Genomic DNA, 17703 nt, shown 5'->3' with positions numbered 1-17703 from the left:
GGCGCGTCACCTCCGGGTCAGCCGCGGGTGCGGGGCAGCGGGACCTCCAGGACACCGCCGGGGTCGAACCGGTGCTCGGCGTCCCGGACCCGCAGCGGCAGCTCGGCCGCCGGCTGCCCGGAGCCGCCGATCGTCAGGGCGTCGTGGGTGATCGTCACCTCGACCTCGCGGTGGCCGCGGTAGCGCACCCGGAACCGCATGGCCGTCAGCGCCTCGGGCAGTGCGGGGTCCAGGGACAGCACGTCCTCGCGGGTCTCCAGCCCGGTGAAGGCGCGCTGGAGCAGGTCCACGGTGCCGGCCATGGCCCCGAGGTGGATCCCCTCGCCGGTGGTGCCGCCCTGGACATCGGCGATGTCGCTCTCCAGCGCCTCGAGGAACCACCCCCAGGCCTTCCGGCGGGCGCCGCGGGAGAGCACCCAGGAGTGGACGACCTTCGACAGCGTCGACCCGTGGCAGGTCCGGGCCAGGTAGTAGGCGACGGTCCGCGGGATGGTCTGCCGGTCGTACCGGTACCCCATCCGGTCGAGCACCGCGTACAGCTCGTCGGCGGTGAGCAGCTGGAAGAGCATCAGCACGTCGGCCTGCTTGGAGACCCGGTAGCGGTTGGTCGAGTCCCCCTCCGCCTCCAGGATGCGGTCCAGCCGGCTGATGTCCCCGTAGCGCTTCCGGTAGGCGGCCCAGTCCAGCTCCTCGAGCCGCTCGTACCCGTGGAACTGGCTGATGACGTCGTCGTCGAGCCAGCACAGGCGGAGCTTGCGGCTCACGTGCCCCCAGTGCTCCAGGTCGTGCTGCCCGAGGCCGACGAGGTCCAGCAGCTCGCCGCGCCGCTGCGGCGGGAGGACGTCCAGGCACTCCAGCGCGCGGGTGAGCGTCCAGGCCGCCATCACGTTGGTGTAGGCGTTGTCGTCCAGTCCGGGCCCGTCGCCCCAGGGCACGGCGTCGTGGTACTCGTCGGGACCCATGACCCCGTGGATGCCGAACCGGTCGTCGGTGGGGTCGTAGGTGGCCAGGTCCGCGAAGAAGGTGGCCACCTCGAGGACGAGCTCGGCGCCGTACTGCTCGAGGAAGTCCACGTCGCCGGTGGCCTCGTAGTGGCGCCAGGCGTTGTAGGCCACCGCGAGGCCGATGTGCCGCTGGAGGTGCGAGTTGTCCGGGAGCCAGTGCCCTGAGCGGGGGTTGAGGTGCACGGTCTGCGACTCCTCGCGCCCGGTCGCCCCGCTCTGCCAGGGGAACATGGCGCCCCGGTGCCCCGCCGCCCGCGCGGCGGCCCGGGCCTGCGGCAGCCGGCGCCACCGGTACAGCAGCATCGCGCGGGCGACCTCCGGCAACCGGAGGTTGTAGAAGGGCAGCACGAACACCTCGTCCCAGAACACGTGCCCCCGGTACGCCTCGCCGTGCAGCCCGCGGGCCGGGATGCCCACGTCGAGGTCGACGCTGTGGGGGGAGACGGTCTGGAGCAGGTGGAAGACGTGCAGGCGCAACGTCAGCGAGGCGCGGCCCTGCGGGTCCATCCGCACGTCGCAGCGGTGCCACAGCCGCCCCCAGGCCAGCTCGTGCCGGGCCAGCACGTCGTCGAACCGACCGGCGCGGGTGACCTCGTCGAGGGCGGCCTCGCCCGGGTCGCCGATGCCGCGGTCGCGCGAGGTGTACAGGCCGGCCACCTTCTCGACCGTCAGCAGCCGCCCGGGGGCGGCCTCCACCGTCAGGTCGACGGCGACGAACCCCTGCTCGGTCACGGGGACCGGCGCCACCGGGTGCTCTCCGCCGTCCACGAGGACCCGGTGCCGCGCGGCCAGCCCGATCCGGATCCGTGACTGGTTGGTCTGCGCCGTCAGCGTCAGGACGCCGTCGTCGTCGACCCCACACTCCTCCACGACCAGGTGCCGGTCGGAGAGCCCCCGGTACCGGGCGACGCCGCAGTTGGTGACCCGGCCGTCGAGGCCCGAGCGGACGGTGAGGGGTCCGGACCAGTTCTCCGCCTCCAGGGCGCAGTCGAGCGCGGCCAGGCAGGGCTCGGCCATCGACACCAGCCGGCGCTGGGCGACCCGCGTCCGGCGTCCCTGGTCGTCCTCGATCCGGAACCGGCGGGTGAGGACGCCGCGCCGCAGGTCCAGCTCCTGCACGTAGTCGGAGACCCGGACGGCCGAGAGGTCCAGCCAGTCCCCGTCGCCGGTCCGGAAGGTCAGGGACTGCCAGTCGGGCAGGTTGACGATGCTCTCGTTGGCGACGCGGCGGCCGTCGACCTCGTCGACCAGCCGGTTGTAGACCCCGGCGGCGTAGGTGCCGGGGTGGTGCACGCCGTCGGCGCGGGACTCGGGCGCCGCGGCCCGGGTCACGAAGCGGCCGTTGCCCAGCGCGCACAGCGCCTCCCGCAGCGCCTCCTGGTCCGGGTCGAGCCCCTCGTACCGCAACAGCCAGCGGGTCACAGGGGCGAGCCTGCCCGGGGGCGCCCGCGCCGACGGCTGCTGTGTGGCCCTCGCGGTCGGGACGTTCGGCACTCCGGCCCCGCCGGAGCCGCGAGTGCGCTGGGCGCACCGACAGCCGAGGAGGACGGTCATGAAGGCGCTGGTCTACCACGGCCCCGGCAAGCGGTCGTGGGAGGACGTCCCCGACCCGCGGATCGAGGACCCCGAGGACGTCGTCGTCCGCGTCGACGGGTTCACCATCTGCGGCACCGACCTGCACATCCTGCGCGGTGACGTGCCCGAGGTGGCGCCGGGGACGGTCCTCGGCCACGAGGCGGTCGGCACCGTGACCGAGGTCGGGCCCGGCGTGCGCACGGTCGGTGCCGGCGACCGGGTGCTGATGTCGTGCATCAGCTCCTGCGGCCGGTGCCGGTACTGCCGGGAGGGTCGCTACGGGCAGTGCCGGGGCGGGGGCGGCTGGCTGCTCGGGCACACCGCCCACGGCGTGCAGGCCGAGGCGGTGCGGATCCCGTTCGCCGACGGCTCGGTCCACCGGCTGCCGGAGGGCGTCCCTGACGACGCGGCGCTGATGCTGGCCGACATCCTGCCCACCTCCTACGAGGTGGGGGCGCTCAACGGCGGCGTGCGCCCGGGCGACACCGTGGTCATCGTCGGTGCCGGGCCGATCGGGCTGGCGGCGGTCATGACCGCCGGGTTCTACACGCCCCAGCAGATCGTCGTCGTCGACCCGGTGCCGGCCCGGCGGGACGCGGCCACGTCCTTCGGCGCCGCCCTCGCCCTGTCGCCCGACGACGACGTCGCCGGCACGGTGCGGCAGATGACCGACGGGCTGGGGGCCGACGTCGGCATCGAGGCGGTCGGCCTGCCCGGGACGTTCGACCTGACCGTGGACGTGGTCCGGCCCGGCGGGCGGGTGGCCAACGTCGGCGTGCACGGCAGGCCCACCACGCTGCACCTCGAGGACCTCTGGATCCGCGACGTCACCATCACCACCGGCCTGGTGGACACCACCAGCACCCCGATGCTGCTGCGCATGCTCCAGGCCGGGAAGCTCGACGCCGGCCGGATCGTCACCCACCGGTTCGGCTTCGACCAGGTGCGCGAGGCCTACGAGTTGTTCGCCGACCCGGTGGCCTCGGGCGCTCTCAAGGTCGCCGTCCTCCGGTGACCGACGCCGGTCACCCGGCCCGCCCGGCGGCCTCGCGGAGCCAGCCGGCGACCTCGTCGTCCACCTCGGCGGCATCGCGCAGCTCCAGGTGATGCACCCAGTGCGACCGGGAGGGGTGCACGACCTCCTTCCACCGCGGTGACGGGTCCGCGCGGCCCAGGGCGAGGGAGAGCACCACCTCCGCTCCGGGGCGGGCGAGGTACCGGCCGGGAAGCCACAGCCAGGCGAAGCCGCGAGCGCGACGGAAGGCCACCTGGCTGGGCGTGACACGCACCTGCGCGCCGGTGCCACGCAGGACCGCGGTCACCCGCTCGAAGACCGCCCGTCCCGTGGCACTGGCGGCGAAGAACTCCTGCGGGCTCACCCGGTCCGGCCGGGCGCGGGGACCGACCGCGCGACGGTGACCAGCTCGGCCAGGCCGGTGCCGATGCACCCGGCCGGCAGGCCGACGTCGGGAGCGGTGGCCGCGTCGCCGCTCCCCCCGGAGGTCACCCGGCCGCGGACGGCGAGCTCCTCGCGGAGCGAGGTCGCCAGGTCCAGGATCACGCTGCCTCCTCGGCCCGGGCGCGCCGGCGTCACGGGAAGCGCAGCCGATCCCGGCTCCGGGCGGCAGAGCCGGAGGTCCCGGATCGGTGTCGAGGGTCCGGTCACGCACCGCCGGCGGCCCACCGGAGGCGCCCTCCGGCGGGCCGCTCGGGCCCTTCGGCCCTGCTCGTCGCCGCCGCCCGGGCCCGACGGTGGACCGGTGGCCGAGGCGGTCCTCTGCGTGAACGTCGGGTCCTCGTCGCTCGAGGTCGCGGTCCGGACCCCGCACCTGCGGCTGCAGGCGGAGATCGCGGGCCTGGACGGGGAGGCCGCCCGGGTGCGGACCACCGCCCGCACTCCGAGGAGGTCCGGGAACGGGTGTGCGCCCGGCTGCTGCCCCTGCGCGCCGGCACCCGCGAGCTGTGGGGCAGGCCGAGCGAGCGGCTGGTGGCCAACGGTGTCCGTGTGCTCACCGTGCCGGTGGACGAGGAGGCCGTGATGGACCGGTTGACCCGCGAGGTCCTGGCCGGCGACCCGGCGGAGGTGCCAGCCGCGGAGGCGGTCGCCCGGGGGACGGGACGGTGACGCCTCCGGGCGGGAGTCGCCCGACGCGGGCGCTGCTGCGCGACGGGACACCGGTCCTGGTGGAGCCGCTGGGTCCCGCCGCCGCGGCCGAGGCCCTCGCCCTGCACGAGCGCCTGCCGGACCGGGACCGGTACCTGCGCTTCGCCACGATGCACCCCGCGGACCTCGCCGGCTACGTGCGCCGGACGTTCGACCCCGCCGGTGGGGCCGTGAACCTCGGCGCCCGGGTCCGCGGCCGACTCGTCGGCGTGGTCCAGCTCCTGCCCACCGGCGCCACCACCGGCGAGGTCGCGGCGGTCGTCGACCCGGGGACGCGCCACGGGGGAGTGGCCACGGTGCTGCTGGAGGAGCTCGCCGCGACCGCGCGGCGGCTGGGTGTCGACCGGTTCCAGGCGCAGGTGCTGGCCGAGAACGGCCCGATGCTGCAGGTGCTGACCGACCTGGGCCTGCCGCTGGAGGTCACCCGCGAGGGCGTCGAGATCACCGTGGAGGTCGCCCTGCACCCGGACGGCCGGTACGAGGCCGCGAACGAGGACCGGCACCGCCGCGCGGCGGCCGCGAGCCTGCAGGCCCTCTTCCGCCCGCGCTCGGTCGCGGTCGTCGGCGCCGGCCGGTCGGAGACGTCGATCGGCCGGGCCGTGCTGCGCGGCCTGCGCGCGTCGGGCTTCCGCGGGGAGGTGTTCCCCGTCAACCCGGCGGCCTCCGAACTGGACGGCGTCCGCTGCCGGCCCACGGTGGAGGAGCTCGCGGGGCTGGTCGACCTCGCCGTCGTGTCCGTGCCGGCGGCCGCCGTGGAGCAGGTCGTCGCGGGGTGTGGCCGGGCCGGGGTCCGGGTGGTGCTGGTCCTCAGCGGGGGCGTCGGCGGCATCCCCGGCCTGCCCGACCGCCTCCGGGATCTCGCCTCCCGGTCCGGCATGCGGCTGGTCGGGCCCAACAGCGTCGGCGTCGCCGCGCCGGGGCCGCCGGCCTTCCTGGACGCCACGTTCGCCGGGGCCGCATGCCCGGCCGGCGACATCGGGCTGGTCGCGCAGTCCGGCGGCATCGTGATCGCCACCGTCGCGGCCTGGCAGCGGATGGGACTGGGGCTGTCGGCCATGGCGGCGATCGGGGACGCCTACGACGTCGGTGCCCGTGACCTGCTGGCCTGGTTCGACGAGGACGGGGACACGGAGGCCGTGACCCTCTACGCGGAGTCCGAACCCGACCTCCGGGGGCTGGCGCGGACCGCCGCCCACCTGAGCGCTCGGGTGCCGGTGTTCGCCGTGGAGTCGGGCACCTCCGGTGCCGGCGCCCGCGCCGCCGCCTCGCACACGGCGCGCGCGGCCACGCCGCGGGCCGTACGGGAGGCCGCGTACGCCACGGCCGGCATCCAGACCGTGCCGGACCTGACCACGCTGGCCGCCGCCGTGGCGCTCCTGCGCGGGCAGCCCCTGCCGGCAGCGGGCACGGTCGCCGTCCTCACCAACGTGGGCGGGGGCGGCGTGCTCGCCGCCGACGCCCTGGTCGCGGCCGGGCTGCCGGTGGACCCGCTGCCGGCCGACCTGCAGGCGCGGCTGCGCGACCTGCTGCCGCCGCTGGCGGCGACCGGCAACCCGGTGGATGCGGGAGCCGCGGTGGGCGTGCCGGCGTTCTGCGCCGCACTCACCTGCCTACTCGACGCGCCCGAGATCGCGGCCGTCGTCACCGTCACCGCACCCACCGGGGTGAGCGACCCCGCCCCGGCGGTGGCGGCGGCGGTGCAGCGCCACCCGGAGGGCACGCCGGTCGTCGACGTCCGGCTGAGCCGGCCCACCTCCGTCGAGCGGATCGACCTGCCCGGCGACCCCGCCGGCCGGTTCCTCGTCTCCGTGGCCGAACCCGCCACCGCCGCCCGCGCGCTCGGCGCCGCCGCCCGGCGACGGGCCTGGCTGTCGCGTCTCCCCGGTCCGGTGTCGCCGCCGCCGGGCGTGGACGTGCGGGCGGCCCGGGACGTCGTCACCGCGGTGTGCCGTCGGGCATCGGAGGGGGACTGGCTGCTGCCGGAGGAGCTGACGGCGCTGTGCGGCGCGGCCGGGTTGCCCCTCGTGCCCCTGCACTGGGCGACCACCCCGGCCCAGGCCGGCATCGCGGCGTCCTCGGTCCCCGGCGCGGTCGCGGTGAAGGGCGTCGTCCGCGGCGTCGTGCACAAGGGCGACGCGGGGCTGCTGCGGCTCCCGGTCACCGATCCGCGTGAGGCCGCCGCCGTCGTGGCGGAGTGGGCCGGGCGGGCCGGGGACGACTGGCTGGGTGCCGTCGTGCAGCCCGTGGTCGCGCCGGGGGACGAGGTCCTCGTCGGGGCCGTGCGGGACCCGTCGGCCGGTGCGGTGGTGGCGCTGGGGCCGGGCGGCCGAGCCACGGACGCACTCGGCCACCGCGTGCACCGGCTGGCCCCGCTGGGCGACGCCGACGCCGAGGAGATGCTCGCCGCGACGGGGCTGTTCGCGACCGGACACGGGCGGGCACTGGACCGCGCGGGGGTGGCCGACTGTCTGCGGCGGGTCGCCTGGCTGGCCGACGCCGTCCCCGAGGTGGTGGAGATCGAGGTCAACCCGCTCGTCGTCGACGTGCGGCGCGCCGTGGCACTGGACGTGCGGGCGCGGGCCCTCCCGGTCTGAGGCGGGGCGGGGGCACGCCCCCGGGGAGGTCCGGTACGGGGGCGGAGGAGTGGCCTCTACCAGGCCTGCGGGGTGCTCAACGCCCTCGGTTCCACCGCTACGGCGTTCGGCCTGGTCGGCGTCCCGCACCTGCTGCGCGGACGGCGGCTCGCCCGCGGCCAGCTCGGCGCCGGGCTGGTGATCATGGGCGGAGGCCCTGGTGTGCCGGGACCTTGGCCTCCCATCGGCTCGCCGGCTGAGGACCTAGCGTCGGCGTCGGGACCACGGAGAAGCCGTGGTGGGGTGCCGCCCGGGTCGGCAGTGCGGCGGAGAGAGTGGCCGGTGGACGCGGACAGTGGTGAGGGCAGGATCGGGGTCTTCCTCCTCGACGACCACGAGGTGGTCCGCCGCGGGGTGGCCGACGTGCTGGAGAGCGATCCGGGGCTCACGGTGGTGGGGGAGGGGAAATCCGCCTCGGAGGCCCTGGCGCGCATCCCCGCCGTCCGGCCGGACGTGGCGATCCTGGACGTCCGCCTACCGGACGGGGACGGCGTCTCGGTGTGCCGGGAGCTCCGGTCCCGGATGCCCGAGCTCAAGGTGATCATGCTGACCAGCTACAGCGACGACGAGGCGCTGTTCGAGGCGATCATGGCCGGGGCGTCGGGCTACCTGCTCAAGCAGATCCTCGGGCAGGACCTCGTCAGCGCGGTCCGGGTCGTCGCGGCGGGCGGCTCCCTGCTCGACCCGACGGCCACGACCGCGGTGCTGGAGCGGCTGCGCCGGGCCGCGGAGCCGACCGGTCCCCTGGCCACGCTGAGCGAGCAGGAGCGCACCGTGCTCGCGCTGATCGGTGAGGGACTGACCAACCGGCAGATCGGCGAGCGCATGTTCCTCGCCGAGAAGACGGTCAAGAACTACGTCTCGCACGTGCTGGCGAAGCTGGGGCTGGAGCGGCGGACCCAGGCCGCGGTGCTGGCAACGGAGCTGCGCGGCTCCCCGGCGGCATCCCGGCGGGACTGACCGGAGCTGAGGCGGGGTCGGCCAGGGGAGCCCACCAGCGCAGCCGGGTACCGCCGTCCGGCACCGCTTCGGCGACCACCCCGCCGCCTCGCCGGCCGGCGCGGTCCTCGAGGTTGCGCAGGCCGCTCCGCGCCGCGCGCGGATCGATGCCACGGCCGTCGTCCACCACCTCGAGCACGACCTCGTCCGCGACGTCGAGGGTGACGACGACGTGGCCGGCGCCGGAGTGCCGCGCGGCGTTGCTCACCGCCTCCCGGGTCACGGCCTCGACGTCGGCCGCCAGGGAACCGGTCACCAGGCTGTCGACGGCCCCCGACATGCGCACGGTCGGCTGTAGGTCGGGTCCGGCGGTCTCGGTGACGATGTCGAGGACGCGTCGCCGGAGGCTGGTGGACCGGTCGTCGTCCGCGGTCGTGTGCAGGTCGAAGATCGTCGTCCGGATGTCGCGGACGGTCTGGTCGAGCTGGCCGATGACCTCGCCGATCCGTCGTGCGACCTGAGGATCGGCCACCCTGGGCTGCACCGACTGGAGGGCCAGGCCGGCGGCGAAGACCCGCTGGATGACGTGGTCGTGCAGGTCCTGCGCGATGCGGTCGCGGTCCTCGAAGACGTCCAGGCGGCGGGCGAGCCGGTGCCGGGCCGCGAGGTCGAGTGCGACGGCCACCTGGTCGGCGAAGGAGGCGATCAGGGGTGCCGTGCCGGTGTCGAAGGGAGGCGCTCCGGCACGCCGGCCTGCGATGAGCACGGCGTGCTCGCTGTGCGCCCCCCGCAGAGGGACGGCGATGCAGGAGCCCCAGTCGGCCTGGGCGCGGGGCTCCGGGTCATCGACACCACGCACGTCCATGACGACGACGCCGTCGGTGGCCGCGCCCAGCAGGGGGTTGCCCGCCGTCGTCAGCCACTGCCCGGCCCGATCGTCGAGCCCGTCGCCGACCTGGACGCGGACCTGGAAGCTGTCTTCGCCCGGGGAGGGCCGGTCCACGACCCAGGCGGCGTGGGCGTCGGTGAGCTCGGCGACCCGGGTGGCGATCAGGCACAGCGCGTCGTCCGGCGACGTGGCGTCGAGCAGGCTGGCCCGGACGTCCGAGACCGCCGTCGTCCACCTCCGTCGCGTCTCGGCCTCCGCGTAGAGCCGCGCGTTGTCGACGGCGATGCCGGCCGCGCCGGCGAGGGCGGTGAGGACGGCCTCGTCCTCCGGGGTGAACTCCCCGTTCTGCTTCTCGGTCATGTAGAGGTTGCCGAAGACCTCGCCGCGGACCAGGACGGGCACCCCGAGGAAGGAGTGCATCTCCGGGTGGTGCGGCGGGAAGCCGACCGAGGCGGGGTGCCGGCCGAGGTCGGGGATGCGCAGCGGGTACGGGTCGGTGATCAGCTGTCCGAGCACGCCCTTGCCCTCGGGCAGGGACCCCATCCGGGCGGCGAGGTCGTCGTCGATGCCGACGTGGATGAACGCGGCCAGGCCGCCGCCCCGTGCCAGCACGCCGAGGGCGCCGTAGCGGGCGTCGACCAGGTCGACCGCGGCCTCGACGATGCGTCTCAGGGTGGTCTCCAGGTCCAGCCCGGTGGACACGGTGAGGAAGGCGTCGAGCAGGTGCTGGATCCGGGCCTGGTTGCGGGCGACGGCGGCCAGCCGGTCCTGAACCTCCTCGAGCAGCTCCGTGAGCCGCATCCCGCTCAGCGGCGCGGCTCCGGGCTCCGGCTGGGGTCCGGGTTGCTGAGTGCGCATGGGCCGGCCACCTCCCCCTCCCGGATCGAGCCTGGCACGACGCACGGGGGAGGGGAACCCGCCGCGGGAGGGGGCGGTCAGGCCGGCCGGACCGGACGAGCCGGACCGTGGTGGGTCGGCGGGTGCGCGGGCACGGTGCGCCAGCCGCGCAGCAGCCCCACCACCACGGTGACGTAGCAGCGGTCCGGGGCGCTCATCGGTCGTCCCCAGCCGAGGGAGTCGTAGGTGGCGATCTCGGCCGGATCGGTGACGAGCCGGGACGGACCCACCACGGACACGCTCCACTCGAGCCTGCGATCGTCGTCCCGGTCACCGGTCTCGAGGGCGACGACCGCGCCCCTGGCCGCCGAGGAGAGCTCGTCGTCGGCGTGCGCCGGGATGACGATCGAGCCGTCGTGGAGGCGGAACGAGACGGGCTGGATGGCGGGGAGGGCGCGCTGGGTGAACGCCAGCCGCCCGCTGCGTGCGGTCGTCAGGAGCTCCCGGCACTCGGCCTCGCCGAGGACCTCGAACGCCCGGTCCGCATCCGTCGTGGGCACGTCCGTCCTCCCGACCCCGCAGCGTGGACGACCCGGCCGTTGCTCGTCCCGGGCGGGCGACGGGAGGAGCGCCGGCGCGCCGGCGCGACGGCGGCCGCGCGGCTCAGCCCGGCGTCCCGGCGACCGACGTCGGAACCGACCGGTGGCTCAGGGCGGAGGCGATCCGCACGGCCCAGGCCCGGACCGGCGCCCAGTCCCGCAAGTCCCCGACAGGTGCTCGCATGGCCGTCGCCATGGCCCGCTCCCCGAACGAGAGCATCCGCAGCGCCGTCGTGTGCACCGTGGCCAGGTCCCGGGCCGCGTCCAGCCAGCGCCCGGCATACACCGCGCCGCCGAGGACCACCGCGTCGAACGCCGACGGGTCGGGGCGGTGCTCGGCCGGCACCGAGGAGACGACCAGGAGCGCGTCCCCTCCGGGAGCTCCCTCCGCGAGGGAACGGGCCAGCGCGTCGGCGATCTCGTGGGTCGATCCGTGCCGGCTCGCCGCGGTGACCAGGACGCGGAGGGCGGCCCCGCTCACCGGGCACCGTCGGCCGGGACGGGGACGACCGCGAGGGGGCAGCCGGCACGGTGCAGGACCCCGTGGGTGGTCGAGCCCAGCCGGGCGAACGGCCTGCGGTGGCGGTGCCCGACGACGAGCAGCTGGGCGGTCAGGCTCACCGCGACCAGGGCGCGGGCGGTGCGCTCGCGCACGACCACCTCACGGACGGTCAGGTCGGGCTCCTTCTCCCGCCACCCGGCCAGCGTCTCGGCGAGCACCCGTTCCTCGTCGGCGCGGACGCCGGCCCAGTCGACCAGCGGGCCCATCGACTGGAACGAGGTCTCCAGGACCGCGTCCTGCCACGCGTGGACGGCGACCAGGTCCGTGCCCCGGGCGGCGGCCTCGGCGAAGGCGAAGGCGAGGACCGCGTCGTCCCGCCGGCGTCCCTCCACGCCGACGACGACGGAGGTCCGCCGCGAGACGACGACGTCGGTCTCGTCGGGCAGGACGACGACCGGGCACGGGGGGTTCGCGACCACCCCGCTGGCCGTGGAACCGACCAGCAGGCCGGCGACGCCTCCCACGCCACGGCTGCCGACGACGAGCAGCTGTGCCTCGGCGGACGCGGCCTGCAGGACCTCCACCGGGTCGCCCGGGACGACCGACCAGCTGACCCGGTCGGCGCCCAGGGCCTCGGCGGCCCCGGCCGCGGCGTCCCGGAGGACCGCCTCCGCACCCGACTGGAGCACCGTGCCCGGCTCCGGGTCCTGGTCGGTGGCGGCGGCGACGCCGCCCAGCGGCCAGGACAGGGCGTGCACGAGCCGCAGCGGTGCGTGCCGCAGCCGGGCCTCGGTGGTCGCGAGGGACGCGGCGGCACGCGACGCGTCCGAGCCGTCGAACCCGACCAGCACGGGAAGGGGCCCGGTCATCACCGTCTCCTCAGCTGTGGGTGGACGCCGACCGGGCCGGCGCGGGAGCCGCACGGTCCGGTGCGGCGCCGATGCGGACACCGACGACACCGCCGACGGTCGTGGCGAGTGCGGTCAGGGCGCGCTCCTCCACGGCCGGCGACGGCTGGGGGACGCCCCGGACCCGCTGGATCGTGGCCAGGCCGTCGGCGACGGAGACCGACCAGGAGTCGAGCTCGCCGGTGTAGCCCTCCACCAGCCGGAGCAGGTCGTGGCGGATCTCCTCGTCCGGGCGGACCAGCGCACGGAGCAGGTCGCGCCGGCTGACGATGCCCACCAGCCGCCCGCCGTCGACCACGGGGACGCTGCGCAGCCGGTCGTCGACGAACAGCCGCGCGATGTCGGCGACGTCCGCCCGGGCGTCGATGGTGCGGACCTCCCGCGTCATGACGCCGTGCACCAGCAGGGACGGGACCGACTCGCGTGACTGGCCGTCCCGCCGCAGGTGGAGCCGGGGGTCCTGCGGCACCCGGTCCCGCAGGACGTCGGCCTCGGCGACGATGCCGACGACCCGGTCCTCCTCGTCGACGACCGGCAGGGCCGCGAAGCCGCGCTCGGCCATGACCTCCGCCGCGTACTTGGCGGACGTCTCCGGCCCCACGGTGACGACCTCGCGGGTCATGACGTCTCTGGCCTGCACGGCTCCTCCTCCGGGACGGGCTGCTGGTCCGGACGCTAGGGAGGGGGGCGAGCCCGCCCCAGGGTCGCCGGGCGCAGCGGCGCGGGACCTCTGTCCCTCCTGGGCCGGGAGGGACGCGGGCCCCGCCGGGCGGGCGGGGTGCGGACCCTCCTGGCTCCGGGGTCGGCGGGCTGCCGGCCGTCTCCCGGGACGAAGGTCCCCGGCTCGGGGGACGTGGGCCAGCGTCCCCCGGCTGCGTGGTGGCCGACGCTCGTCCCGTCCGGGAGGGACCCGGCGGAGAGCGAGGTGGTCGCGGTGAGCGGCGAGCCGTCGACGACCGACCCGGGCGACCGCGCCCGTGACCGTCCCGGGCACGCGGCCCCGGGCCGCATCGTGGTCGGGGTGGACGGCTCATCCGGAGCCCGGGCCGCCCTGGTCTGGGCGCTGGCCGCCGCGGCGCGGTCCGGGGACGACGTCGAGGTGCTCAGCGCCTTCCCGGTGGACGACTACTGGGCCGACCCGTACCTGGTGGACACCCGCCGCATCGAGACCGTCCGGTCGGACACCGAGGCCCGGGCGCGGGCCTTCGTCGCCGAGGCGATGCGCGACCCGTGGGTGATGGCGGTGCCCCACGCGGCGGCCACCCCCGTGCAGGTCGTCGTGGCCGCCGGTGCGCCGGCGGAGTACCTCGTGCGGCGGGCGGAGGGGGCCCGGCTGCTGGTCGTGGGCAGCCGGGGCCGCGGCGGCGTGCGCAGCACCCTCCTCGGGTCGGTGGCCCTGCACTGCTCGGTGCACAGCCCGTGCCCGGTCGTCGTCGTCCACGCGCCGCTGCAGCCGCAGGCCGCGCGCGTGGTCGTGGGCATCGACGAGTCGGCCGTGGCGCAGCAGGCCCTGGTGCGGGCGGTGGAGGAGGCCCGGCGGTCCGGCGCCGAGGTCGAGGCGGTCATGGTCGCCCAGCCGGAGCCGTACTGGAGCGAGGTCGCGATCGTCGCGCCCCCGGTCCCCGAGACGCTCGAGGACACCCGCCGGCGTGGCGAGCGCGTGGTGGCCGCCGCCCTCGGTCAGACCCGTCCCGCCGGCGTCGACGTCGTGGTAGAGGTCGGGACGCCGGGGGAGGTGCTGGTGCGCCGGTCCGAGGGCGCGCTCCTGCTGGTCGTCGGCAGCCGCAGCCGCAGCCGGCTGGCCGGCATGCTGCTCGGGTCCGTGGCCCTCCACTGCGTGGTGCACGGGCCGTGCCCGGTGATGGTGGTCCACCCGGAGCGTTCCCGAGGGGTCGCCCCGGCGCCCCGGTCGGCGTCCGTCGCCGCGCACCCCTGATCGGCCGGGGCCGGCGCATGCGGGCCTGGGTGGTCGACGGCCCGGCACCGATCGATGCCGGGCCGCTGCGGCGCGTCGAGCGCGACGAGCCGCAGCCGGGGCCGGGCCAGGTGCGCATCGATGTGGCCTGCTGCGGGGTGTGCCGCACCGACCTGCACCTCGCCGAGGGTGATCTGCCGCCCCGCCGCCCCGCGGTGACGCCCGGGCACGAGGTGGTCGGCCGCGTGACGGCGGTCGGCCCGGGTGCCGCGCGGTTCGCCGTCGGGGACCGGGTCGGCGTGCCGTGGCTGGCGCGCACCGACGGCACCTGCCGGTTCTGCCGGCGCGGCGAGGAGAACCTGTGCACCGCCCCGCTGTTCACCGGCTGGGATCTCGACGGCGGCTACGCCGACGCCTGCGTGGTGGACGAGCGGTTCGCCTACGCGCTGCCCGGCGGTCTGGACGACGAGCAGGCCGCGCCGCTGTTGTGCGCGGGGATCATCGGTTACCGGGCGCTGCGCCTGGCCGACGTCCCGCCCGCCGGGCGGCTGGGCATCTACGGCTTCGGCGGCAGCGCGCACCTCACCGCGCAGGTGGCGCTGGCCCAGGGGCTGCGGGTGCACGTCCTGACCCGTGGGGAGCACAATCGCCGGCTCGCCGCGGAGCTCGGCGTCGACTCGGTCGGCGCCGCGACCGACCCTCCCCCCGAGCCGCTGGACGGCGCGATCCTGTTCGCTCCGGCCGGTGATCTCGTGCCGGTCGCCCTCCGGGCCCTCGACCGCGGCGCCACCCTCGCCGTCGCCGGCATCTGGCTCTCCCGCATCCCGGCGCTCGACTACACCGCCGAGCTGTTCCAGGAGCGCCGGCTGCGCAGCGTCACGGCGAACACCCGGCGCGACGGCGAGGAGTTCCTGCGGCTCGCCGGCCGGCTCGGCGTCCGGGCGACCACGGTCCCGTACGCGATGGACGACGCACCGCGGGCCCTGGCCGACCTCGCGCACGGCCGGTTCGGCGGTGCGGCCGTGCTGCACCGCTGACCCGCGGGTGACCGGTTCAGGAGCTGAGCGCGACGGCGCTGCGCCGGGCCCGCGACCGGTCCCGGGCCGGGAGGGTGGGGGCGAGGGGCACGACCAGCACCGGCGCGGCGGCACCGGCCGCCACGGCCGCGGCGGTGGCGTCCGCGCGGAGCGCGCCGCGCCCGGCTCGGCGCCCCAGGACGACGAGCTCGGCGGTGGTGGATGCGGCGAGGAGCGCCCGCCGCGGCTCGCCGTGCACGACCCGCACCGCCACGGGAACGCCCGGATGGCCCTCCCTGACCGGCGTGACGTACTGCTCGACCAGCGCCCGCTCGGCCTCGGTCACGGCCGCCTCGAACCGGGGGTCGGCCCTGCCCTCTCGGTGCCGGCGCCACGCGTGCACGACGAGGAGGGCGGTGCCGCGCAGGCAGGCCTCGGTGGTGGCCGCGCGGAGCAGGGCCACGGTGCCCGGACCGCCGTCCACCCCCACCACCACGCCGGCCGCCCCGGGCGGGACCGGCCGGTCGACCAGGACGGGGCAGTGCGCCCGGCGGATGAGGGACGTGGCCACCGGGTCGGGCTGCGGGGCGGCCGGCAGCACGAGCAGCCGCGCCGACCGGGACTCGTCGAGCAGCACCAGGTCGGGCGGGCCCGCGCGGACCGCGGTGGTGACGGGGGCCGCCGGGGCCTCTGTGCGCAGGGCGGCGCCGGCGTCGTCGAGCTCGTCCGCGGCTCGCCGCGCCGTGTCGCGGGCGTCCTGCCCGGACGACGTCGTCGGCACGACCCGGACCAGACGCAGCGGGTGCAGGCCCCGGCGTGCCTGCCGGGCGGCGGCGGTGGCGGCGGGCCGGGAGGCACGGGAACCGTCGATCCAGACCACGACCGGTCGGCGGCCCGCGGTCACACCCACGTCGTCCCTCCGCGGCCGTCGGAGACCGGTCGGCGGCCGGACGGGCGCGGACGCGGGATCAGCGGCCAGCCGGTGGGGGTCGGGGATCCCGTCTCGGTGGCGGGCTCGGGAGGCCGGCTGCTGTTGTCCACGACCGTGCGGCGGGGCCGGCGCGGCGTGCGCGAGGTGGAGAGCGCGTGGCCGATGCGGACCACGAACTGGGGGTGGGCGTCCCACGCCAGCGCCGACCGGAGCTGGGTCCGGGTCAGCGGCACCTCGACGACCTGGGTCATCGGGCTGGCGGTCCACCCGAGCGCGGTGATCTCCAGGAGGAGGCGTTCGAGCGCCTCCCCGGACCGGAGCCAGGCGTACGGGCCGTCGTCCCGGGTGGCCAGCAGCACCACCGTCTGCCCCGTGCCCGAGTGCGTGTCGGCCGGCAGACCCCCGGACCCGGCGGTGTCGAAGTCGCGCAGGGGCAGGTCGTCGTGCTGCCGGCCGTCGACGTGCGGCACGGCGGCCGAGGGGACGCCGTCGCCGTCCGAGGACGGACGGTTGGTCCAGTGCCGTAGTTCCGCGCGGTAGGCGGCGTCGGCGTTCTGCACCCGGTCGGCCTGCTGCGTCAGGCGGCCCAGCAGCTGCCGGTGGTCCTCGCGGTCCACGGGGACCAGCTCGGTGTCCTCCAGGCTGAGGTCGTGGGCCAGCCGGCGCAGCAGGTCGTCGGGCAGCCGGGCCTCGTCGAATCGTCGCCGGTTGGTCCGCCGCCGGGGGACGGCGGGGGCGAGGGCGGCCAGGGCGGCGTCCGGGGCCCCGTCGACGGGCCGGACCACGGCCAGCAGGTCGGGGTCCTCCGGAGCCGGTAGCCGGTCCACCTGCACCGCGCGGCCGGCGGCGGCGAGCGCGACCCGGGCGTTGAACAGGGCGGCTCCGACGCTCTGCACCAGCTCGCGGCCCAGGGGGTCCAGCGTGGTCAGCTGGCGGGCGCGGTCGGCCCGTAGCGTCAGGGAGGACGGCTGCAGGACCAGGTGCCAGGGCTGGGTGTTGTGGACCGACGGGGCGAGCACCGCCGCATCGGCGGCCTGCTCCAGCTCCCGGGGCACGGTGGCGGGCTCCCGGGTCCGCGTCGCCGGCCGGTCCTGAGGTGTCGGGGGCGTCATGGGGGCTCCTCGTCCGGTGGTGCCTCCCGAGCCTCGGCCTGCGGGCCGCCGCTCACCGGGGGCGGCGGTCCCCTCCGCGAGGAACGAACGTCCCCGCGCCGCCAGGGGCGGCGGGCACGCCGTGCCGAGGCCCCGACCCCGTGGTGCAGGGCCGGGGCCTCGGTGGCGGGGACGCCGGTCAGCCCTTGGCGATGGGGATCCGCGTGGGCGTCGGCTCGGCGGGCGGCTCGGCGATCGGGACCCGGATCTCGAGGATCCCGTCCCGGTAGCTGGCCGCGATGTCGGACTCGGTCGCGCCCGGGGGCAGCGGCAGCGTCCGGGTGAAGCGCCCGTACCGCAGCTCGTGGCGGGTGTAGCCCCTGTCCTCGGTGTCCTGCTCGACGCGCCGCTCGGCGTCGATGCGGAGGGTGCCGTCGAGGACGGTCAGCTCCACGTCCCGGTCGGGGTCGATGCCGGCGAGCTCCGCGCGGATGACCTGGGTGTCGCCGTCCCGGTACTCGTCGACGCTGATGACGTCCTCCCCGAGCCCCTCCCACACGGAGGGGAAGGAGCGGCGGATCGGGCCGCTGCGCAGCCACTCCTCGAACATGCGGTCCAGGCGCGCGAACGGGGACGTCTGGGTGCCCTTGTCGCGGCGCTGGAGGTTGCTGGTCATCGTGGGTCCTCCTCGGTCTCGTGG

17 protein-coding genes are annotated in these 17703 nt (G+C 76.6%); 6 read left to right on the top strand and 11 right to left on the bottom strand.

Features of this window, described 5'->3' with window-relative positions; translation table 11 throughout:
* Positions 1-17: 17 nt before the first annotated feature.
* Entirely contained in the window at positions 18-2426 is a 2409-nt protein-coding gene (locus ACI784_RS17420; RefSeq protein ID WP_457014303.1) for a glycoside hydrolase family 65 protein, read from the bottom strand.
* Positions 2427-2556: 130 nt separating this feature from the next.
* Here ACI784_RS17420 and ACI784_RS17415 point away from each other — a divergent pair, with 130 nt between their 5' ends.
* Positions 2557-3594 (top strand): alcohol dehydrogenase catalytic domain-containing protein, encoded by a 1038-nt coding sequence (locus ACI784_RS17415; protein WP_457014302.1) that lies wholly within the window; start codon positions 2557-2559, stop codon positions 3592-3594.
* A 10-nt stretch (positions 3595-3604) separates the two neighbouring features.
* Here ACI784_RS17415 and ACI784_RS17410 read toward each other — a convergent pair whose 3' ends face one another.
* Positions 3605-3958 carry a DUF5655 domain-containing protein gene (locus ACI784_RS17410; RefSeq protein ID WP_457014301.1) on the bottom strand — a complete coding sequence of 118 codons (354 nt, stop codon included), beginning with the start codon at positions 3956-3958 and terminating at the stop codon, positions 3605-3607.
* Positions 3955-4140, bottom strand: coding sequence for a hypothetical protein (locus ACI784_RS17405; RefSeq protein WP_457014300.1), 186 nt, complete (start codon positions 4138-4140; stop codon positions 3955-3957). Before ACI784_RS17405 ends, ACI784_RS17410 begins: the two co-directional genes overlap by 4 nt.
* A gap of 357 nt (positions 4141-4497) precedes the next feature.
* On the opposite strand from ACI784_RS17405, the gene ACI784_RS17400 reads away from it, so the two are divergent.
* From ACI784_RS17400 to ACI784_RS17390, 3 genes are all read left to right on the top strand, one after another.
* Positions 4498-4704 carry a hypothetical protein gene (locus ACI784_RS17400; protein ID WP_457014299.1) on the top strand — a complete coding sequence of 69 codons (207 nt, stop codon included), beginning with the start codon at positions 4498-4500 and terminating at the stop codon, positions 4702-4704.
* Positions 4701-7337: a GNAT family N-acetyltransferase gene (locus tag ACI784_RS17395; RefSeq protein ID WP_457014298.1), complete on the top strand. Its 2637-nt coding sequence runs from the start codon at positions 4701-4703 to the stop codon at positions 7335-7337. Before ACI784_RS17400 ends, ACI784_RS17395 begins: the two co-directional genes overlap by 4 nt.
* 321 nt (positions 7338-7658) lie before the next feature.
* Positions 7659-8336 carry a response regulator gene (locus tag ACI784_RS17390; RefSeq protein ID WP_457014297.1) on the top strand — a complete coding sequence of 226 codons (678 nt, stop codon included), beginning with the start codon at positions 7659-7661 and terminating at the stop codon, positions 8334-8336.
* Here the strand turns inward: ACI784_RS17390 and ACI784_RS17385 are convergent.
* The 5 genes from ACI784_RS17385 to ACI784_RS17365 all read right to left on the bottom strand — a co-directional run bounded on the left by ACI784_RS17385 (position 8224) and on the right by ACI784_RS17365 (position 12690).
* The gene (locus ACI784_RS17385) at positions 8224-10062 is read right to left on the bottom strand and encodes a GAF domain-containing sensor histidine kinase (protein WP_457014296.1); all 1839 of its coding nucleotides are present in this window, start codon (positions 10060-10062) and stop codon (positions 8224-8226) included. The two genes, ACI784_RS17390 and ACI784_RS17385, sit on opposite strands and share 113 nt — an antisense overlap.
* Positions 10063-10139: 77 nt before the next feature.
* Positions 10140-10601, bottom strand: a complete 462-nt coding sequence (locus ACI784_RS17380; RefSeq protein WP_457014295.1) for a pyridoxamine 5'-phosphate oxidase family protein — start codon at positions 10599-10601, stop codon at positions 10140-10142.
* Positions 10602-10704: 103 nt separating this feature from the next.
* Entirely contained in the window at positions 10705-11121 is a 417-nt protein-coding gene (locus tag ACI784_RS17375) for a flavodoxin domain-containing protein (RefSeq protein ID WP_457014294.1), read from the bottom strand.
* A complete protein-coding gene (locus tag ACI784_RS17370) occupies positions 11118-12011 on the bottom strand; it encodes a universal stress protein (protein WP_457014293.1) in 894 nt (297 codons plus the stop codon). The genes ACI784_RS17375 and ACI784_RS17370 overlap by 4 nt, the downstream gene beginning before the upstream one ends.
* Before the next feature lie 10 nt (positions 12012-12021).
* Entirely contained in the window at positions 12022-12690 is a 669-nt protein-coding gene (locus ACI784_RS17365) for a CBS domain-containing protein (protein ID WP_457014292.1), read from the bottom strand.
* A 294-nt stretch (positions 12691-12984) separates the two neighbouring features.
* Here ACI784_RS17365 and ACI784_RS17360 point away from each other — a divergent pair, with 294 nt between their 5' ends.
* Together ACI784_RS17360 and ACI784_RS17355 are read left to right on the top strand one after the other, a co-directional pair.
* Positions 12985-13986, top strand: a complete 1002-nt coding sequence (locus tag ACI784_RS17360; protein ID WP_457014291.1) for a universal stress protein — start codon at positions 12985-12987, stop codon at positions 13984-13986.
* Between the two features lie 17 nt (positions 13987-14003).
* Positions 14004-15002, top strand: a complete 999-nt coding sequence (locus ACI784_RS17355) for a zinc-dependent alcohol dehydrogenase family protein (RefSeq protein WP_457014290.1) — start codon at positions 14004-14006, stop codon at positions 15000-15002.
* 16 nt (positions 15003-15018) lie between these two features.
* On the opposite strand, the gene ACI784_RS17350 is transcribed toward ACI784_RS17355, so the two are convergent.
* From ACI784_RS17350 to ACI784_RS17340, 3 genes are all read right to left on the bottom strand, one after another.
* Complete coding sequence (locus ACI784_RS17350; protein ID WP_457014289.1) at positions 15019-15891, bottom strand: universal stress protein; 873 nt, start codon at positions 15889-15891, stop codon at positions 15019-15021.
* A complete protein-coding gene (locus ACI784_RS17345; protein WP_457014288.1) occupies positions 15882-17024 on the bottom strand; it encodes an Acg family FMN-binding oxidoreductase in 1143 nt (380 codons plus the stop codon). Before ACI784_RS17345 ends, ACI784_RS17350 begins: the two co-directional genes overlap by 10 nt.
* A gap of 178 nt (positions 17025-17202) precedes the next feature.
* On the bottom strand, positions 17203-17679 hold the full coding sequence (locus tag ACI784_RS17340; RefSeq protein WP_457014287.1) for an Hsp20/alpha crystallin family protein: 477 nt from the start codon (positions 17677-17679) through the stop codon (positions 17203-17205).
* Positions 17680-17703: the final 24 nt, after the last annotated feature.

The organism is Geodermatophilus sp. SYSU D01186 (genome assembly GCF_054050215.1).
Note: the sequence above shows the minus strand (reverse complement) of the source record. Positions and strands in the feature narration are given on the sequence as shown.

Bases quoted from the DNA above. Each gene is read 5' to 3' on its own strand.
- ACI784_RS17355 (WP_457014290.1), top strand. From the start codon at position 14,004: ATGCGGGCCTGGGTGGTCGACGGCCCGGCACCGATCGATGCCGGGCCG.
- ACI784_RS17340 (WP_457014287.1), bottom strand. From the start codon at position 17,679: ATGACCAGCAACCTCCAGCGCCGCGACAAGGGCACCCAGACGTCCCCG.
- ACI784_RS17370 (WP_457014293.1), bottom strand. From the start codon at position 12,011: ATGACCGGGCCCCTTCCCGTGCTGGTCGGGTTCGACGGCTCGGACGCG.
- ACI784_RS17345 (WP_457014288.1), bottom strand. From the start codon at position 17,024: ATGACGCCCCCGACACCTCAGGACCGGCCGGCGACGCGGACCCGGGAG.
- ACI784_RS17415 (WP_457014302.1), top strand. From the start codon at position 2,557: ATGAAGGCGCTGGTCTACCACGGCCCCGGCAAGCGGTCGTGGGAGGAC.
- ACI784_RS17385 (WP_457014296.1), bottom strand. From the start codon at position 10,062: ATGCGCACTCAGCAACCCGGACCCCAGCCGGAGCCCGGAGCCGCGCCG.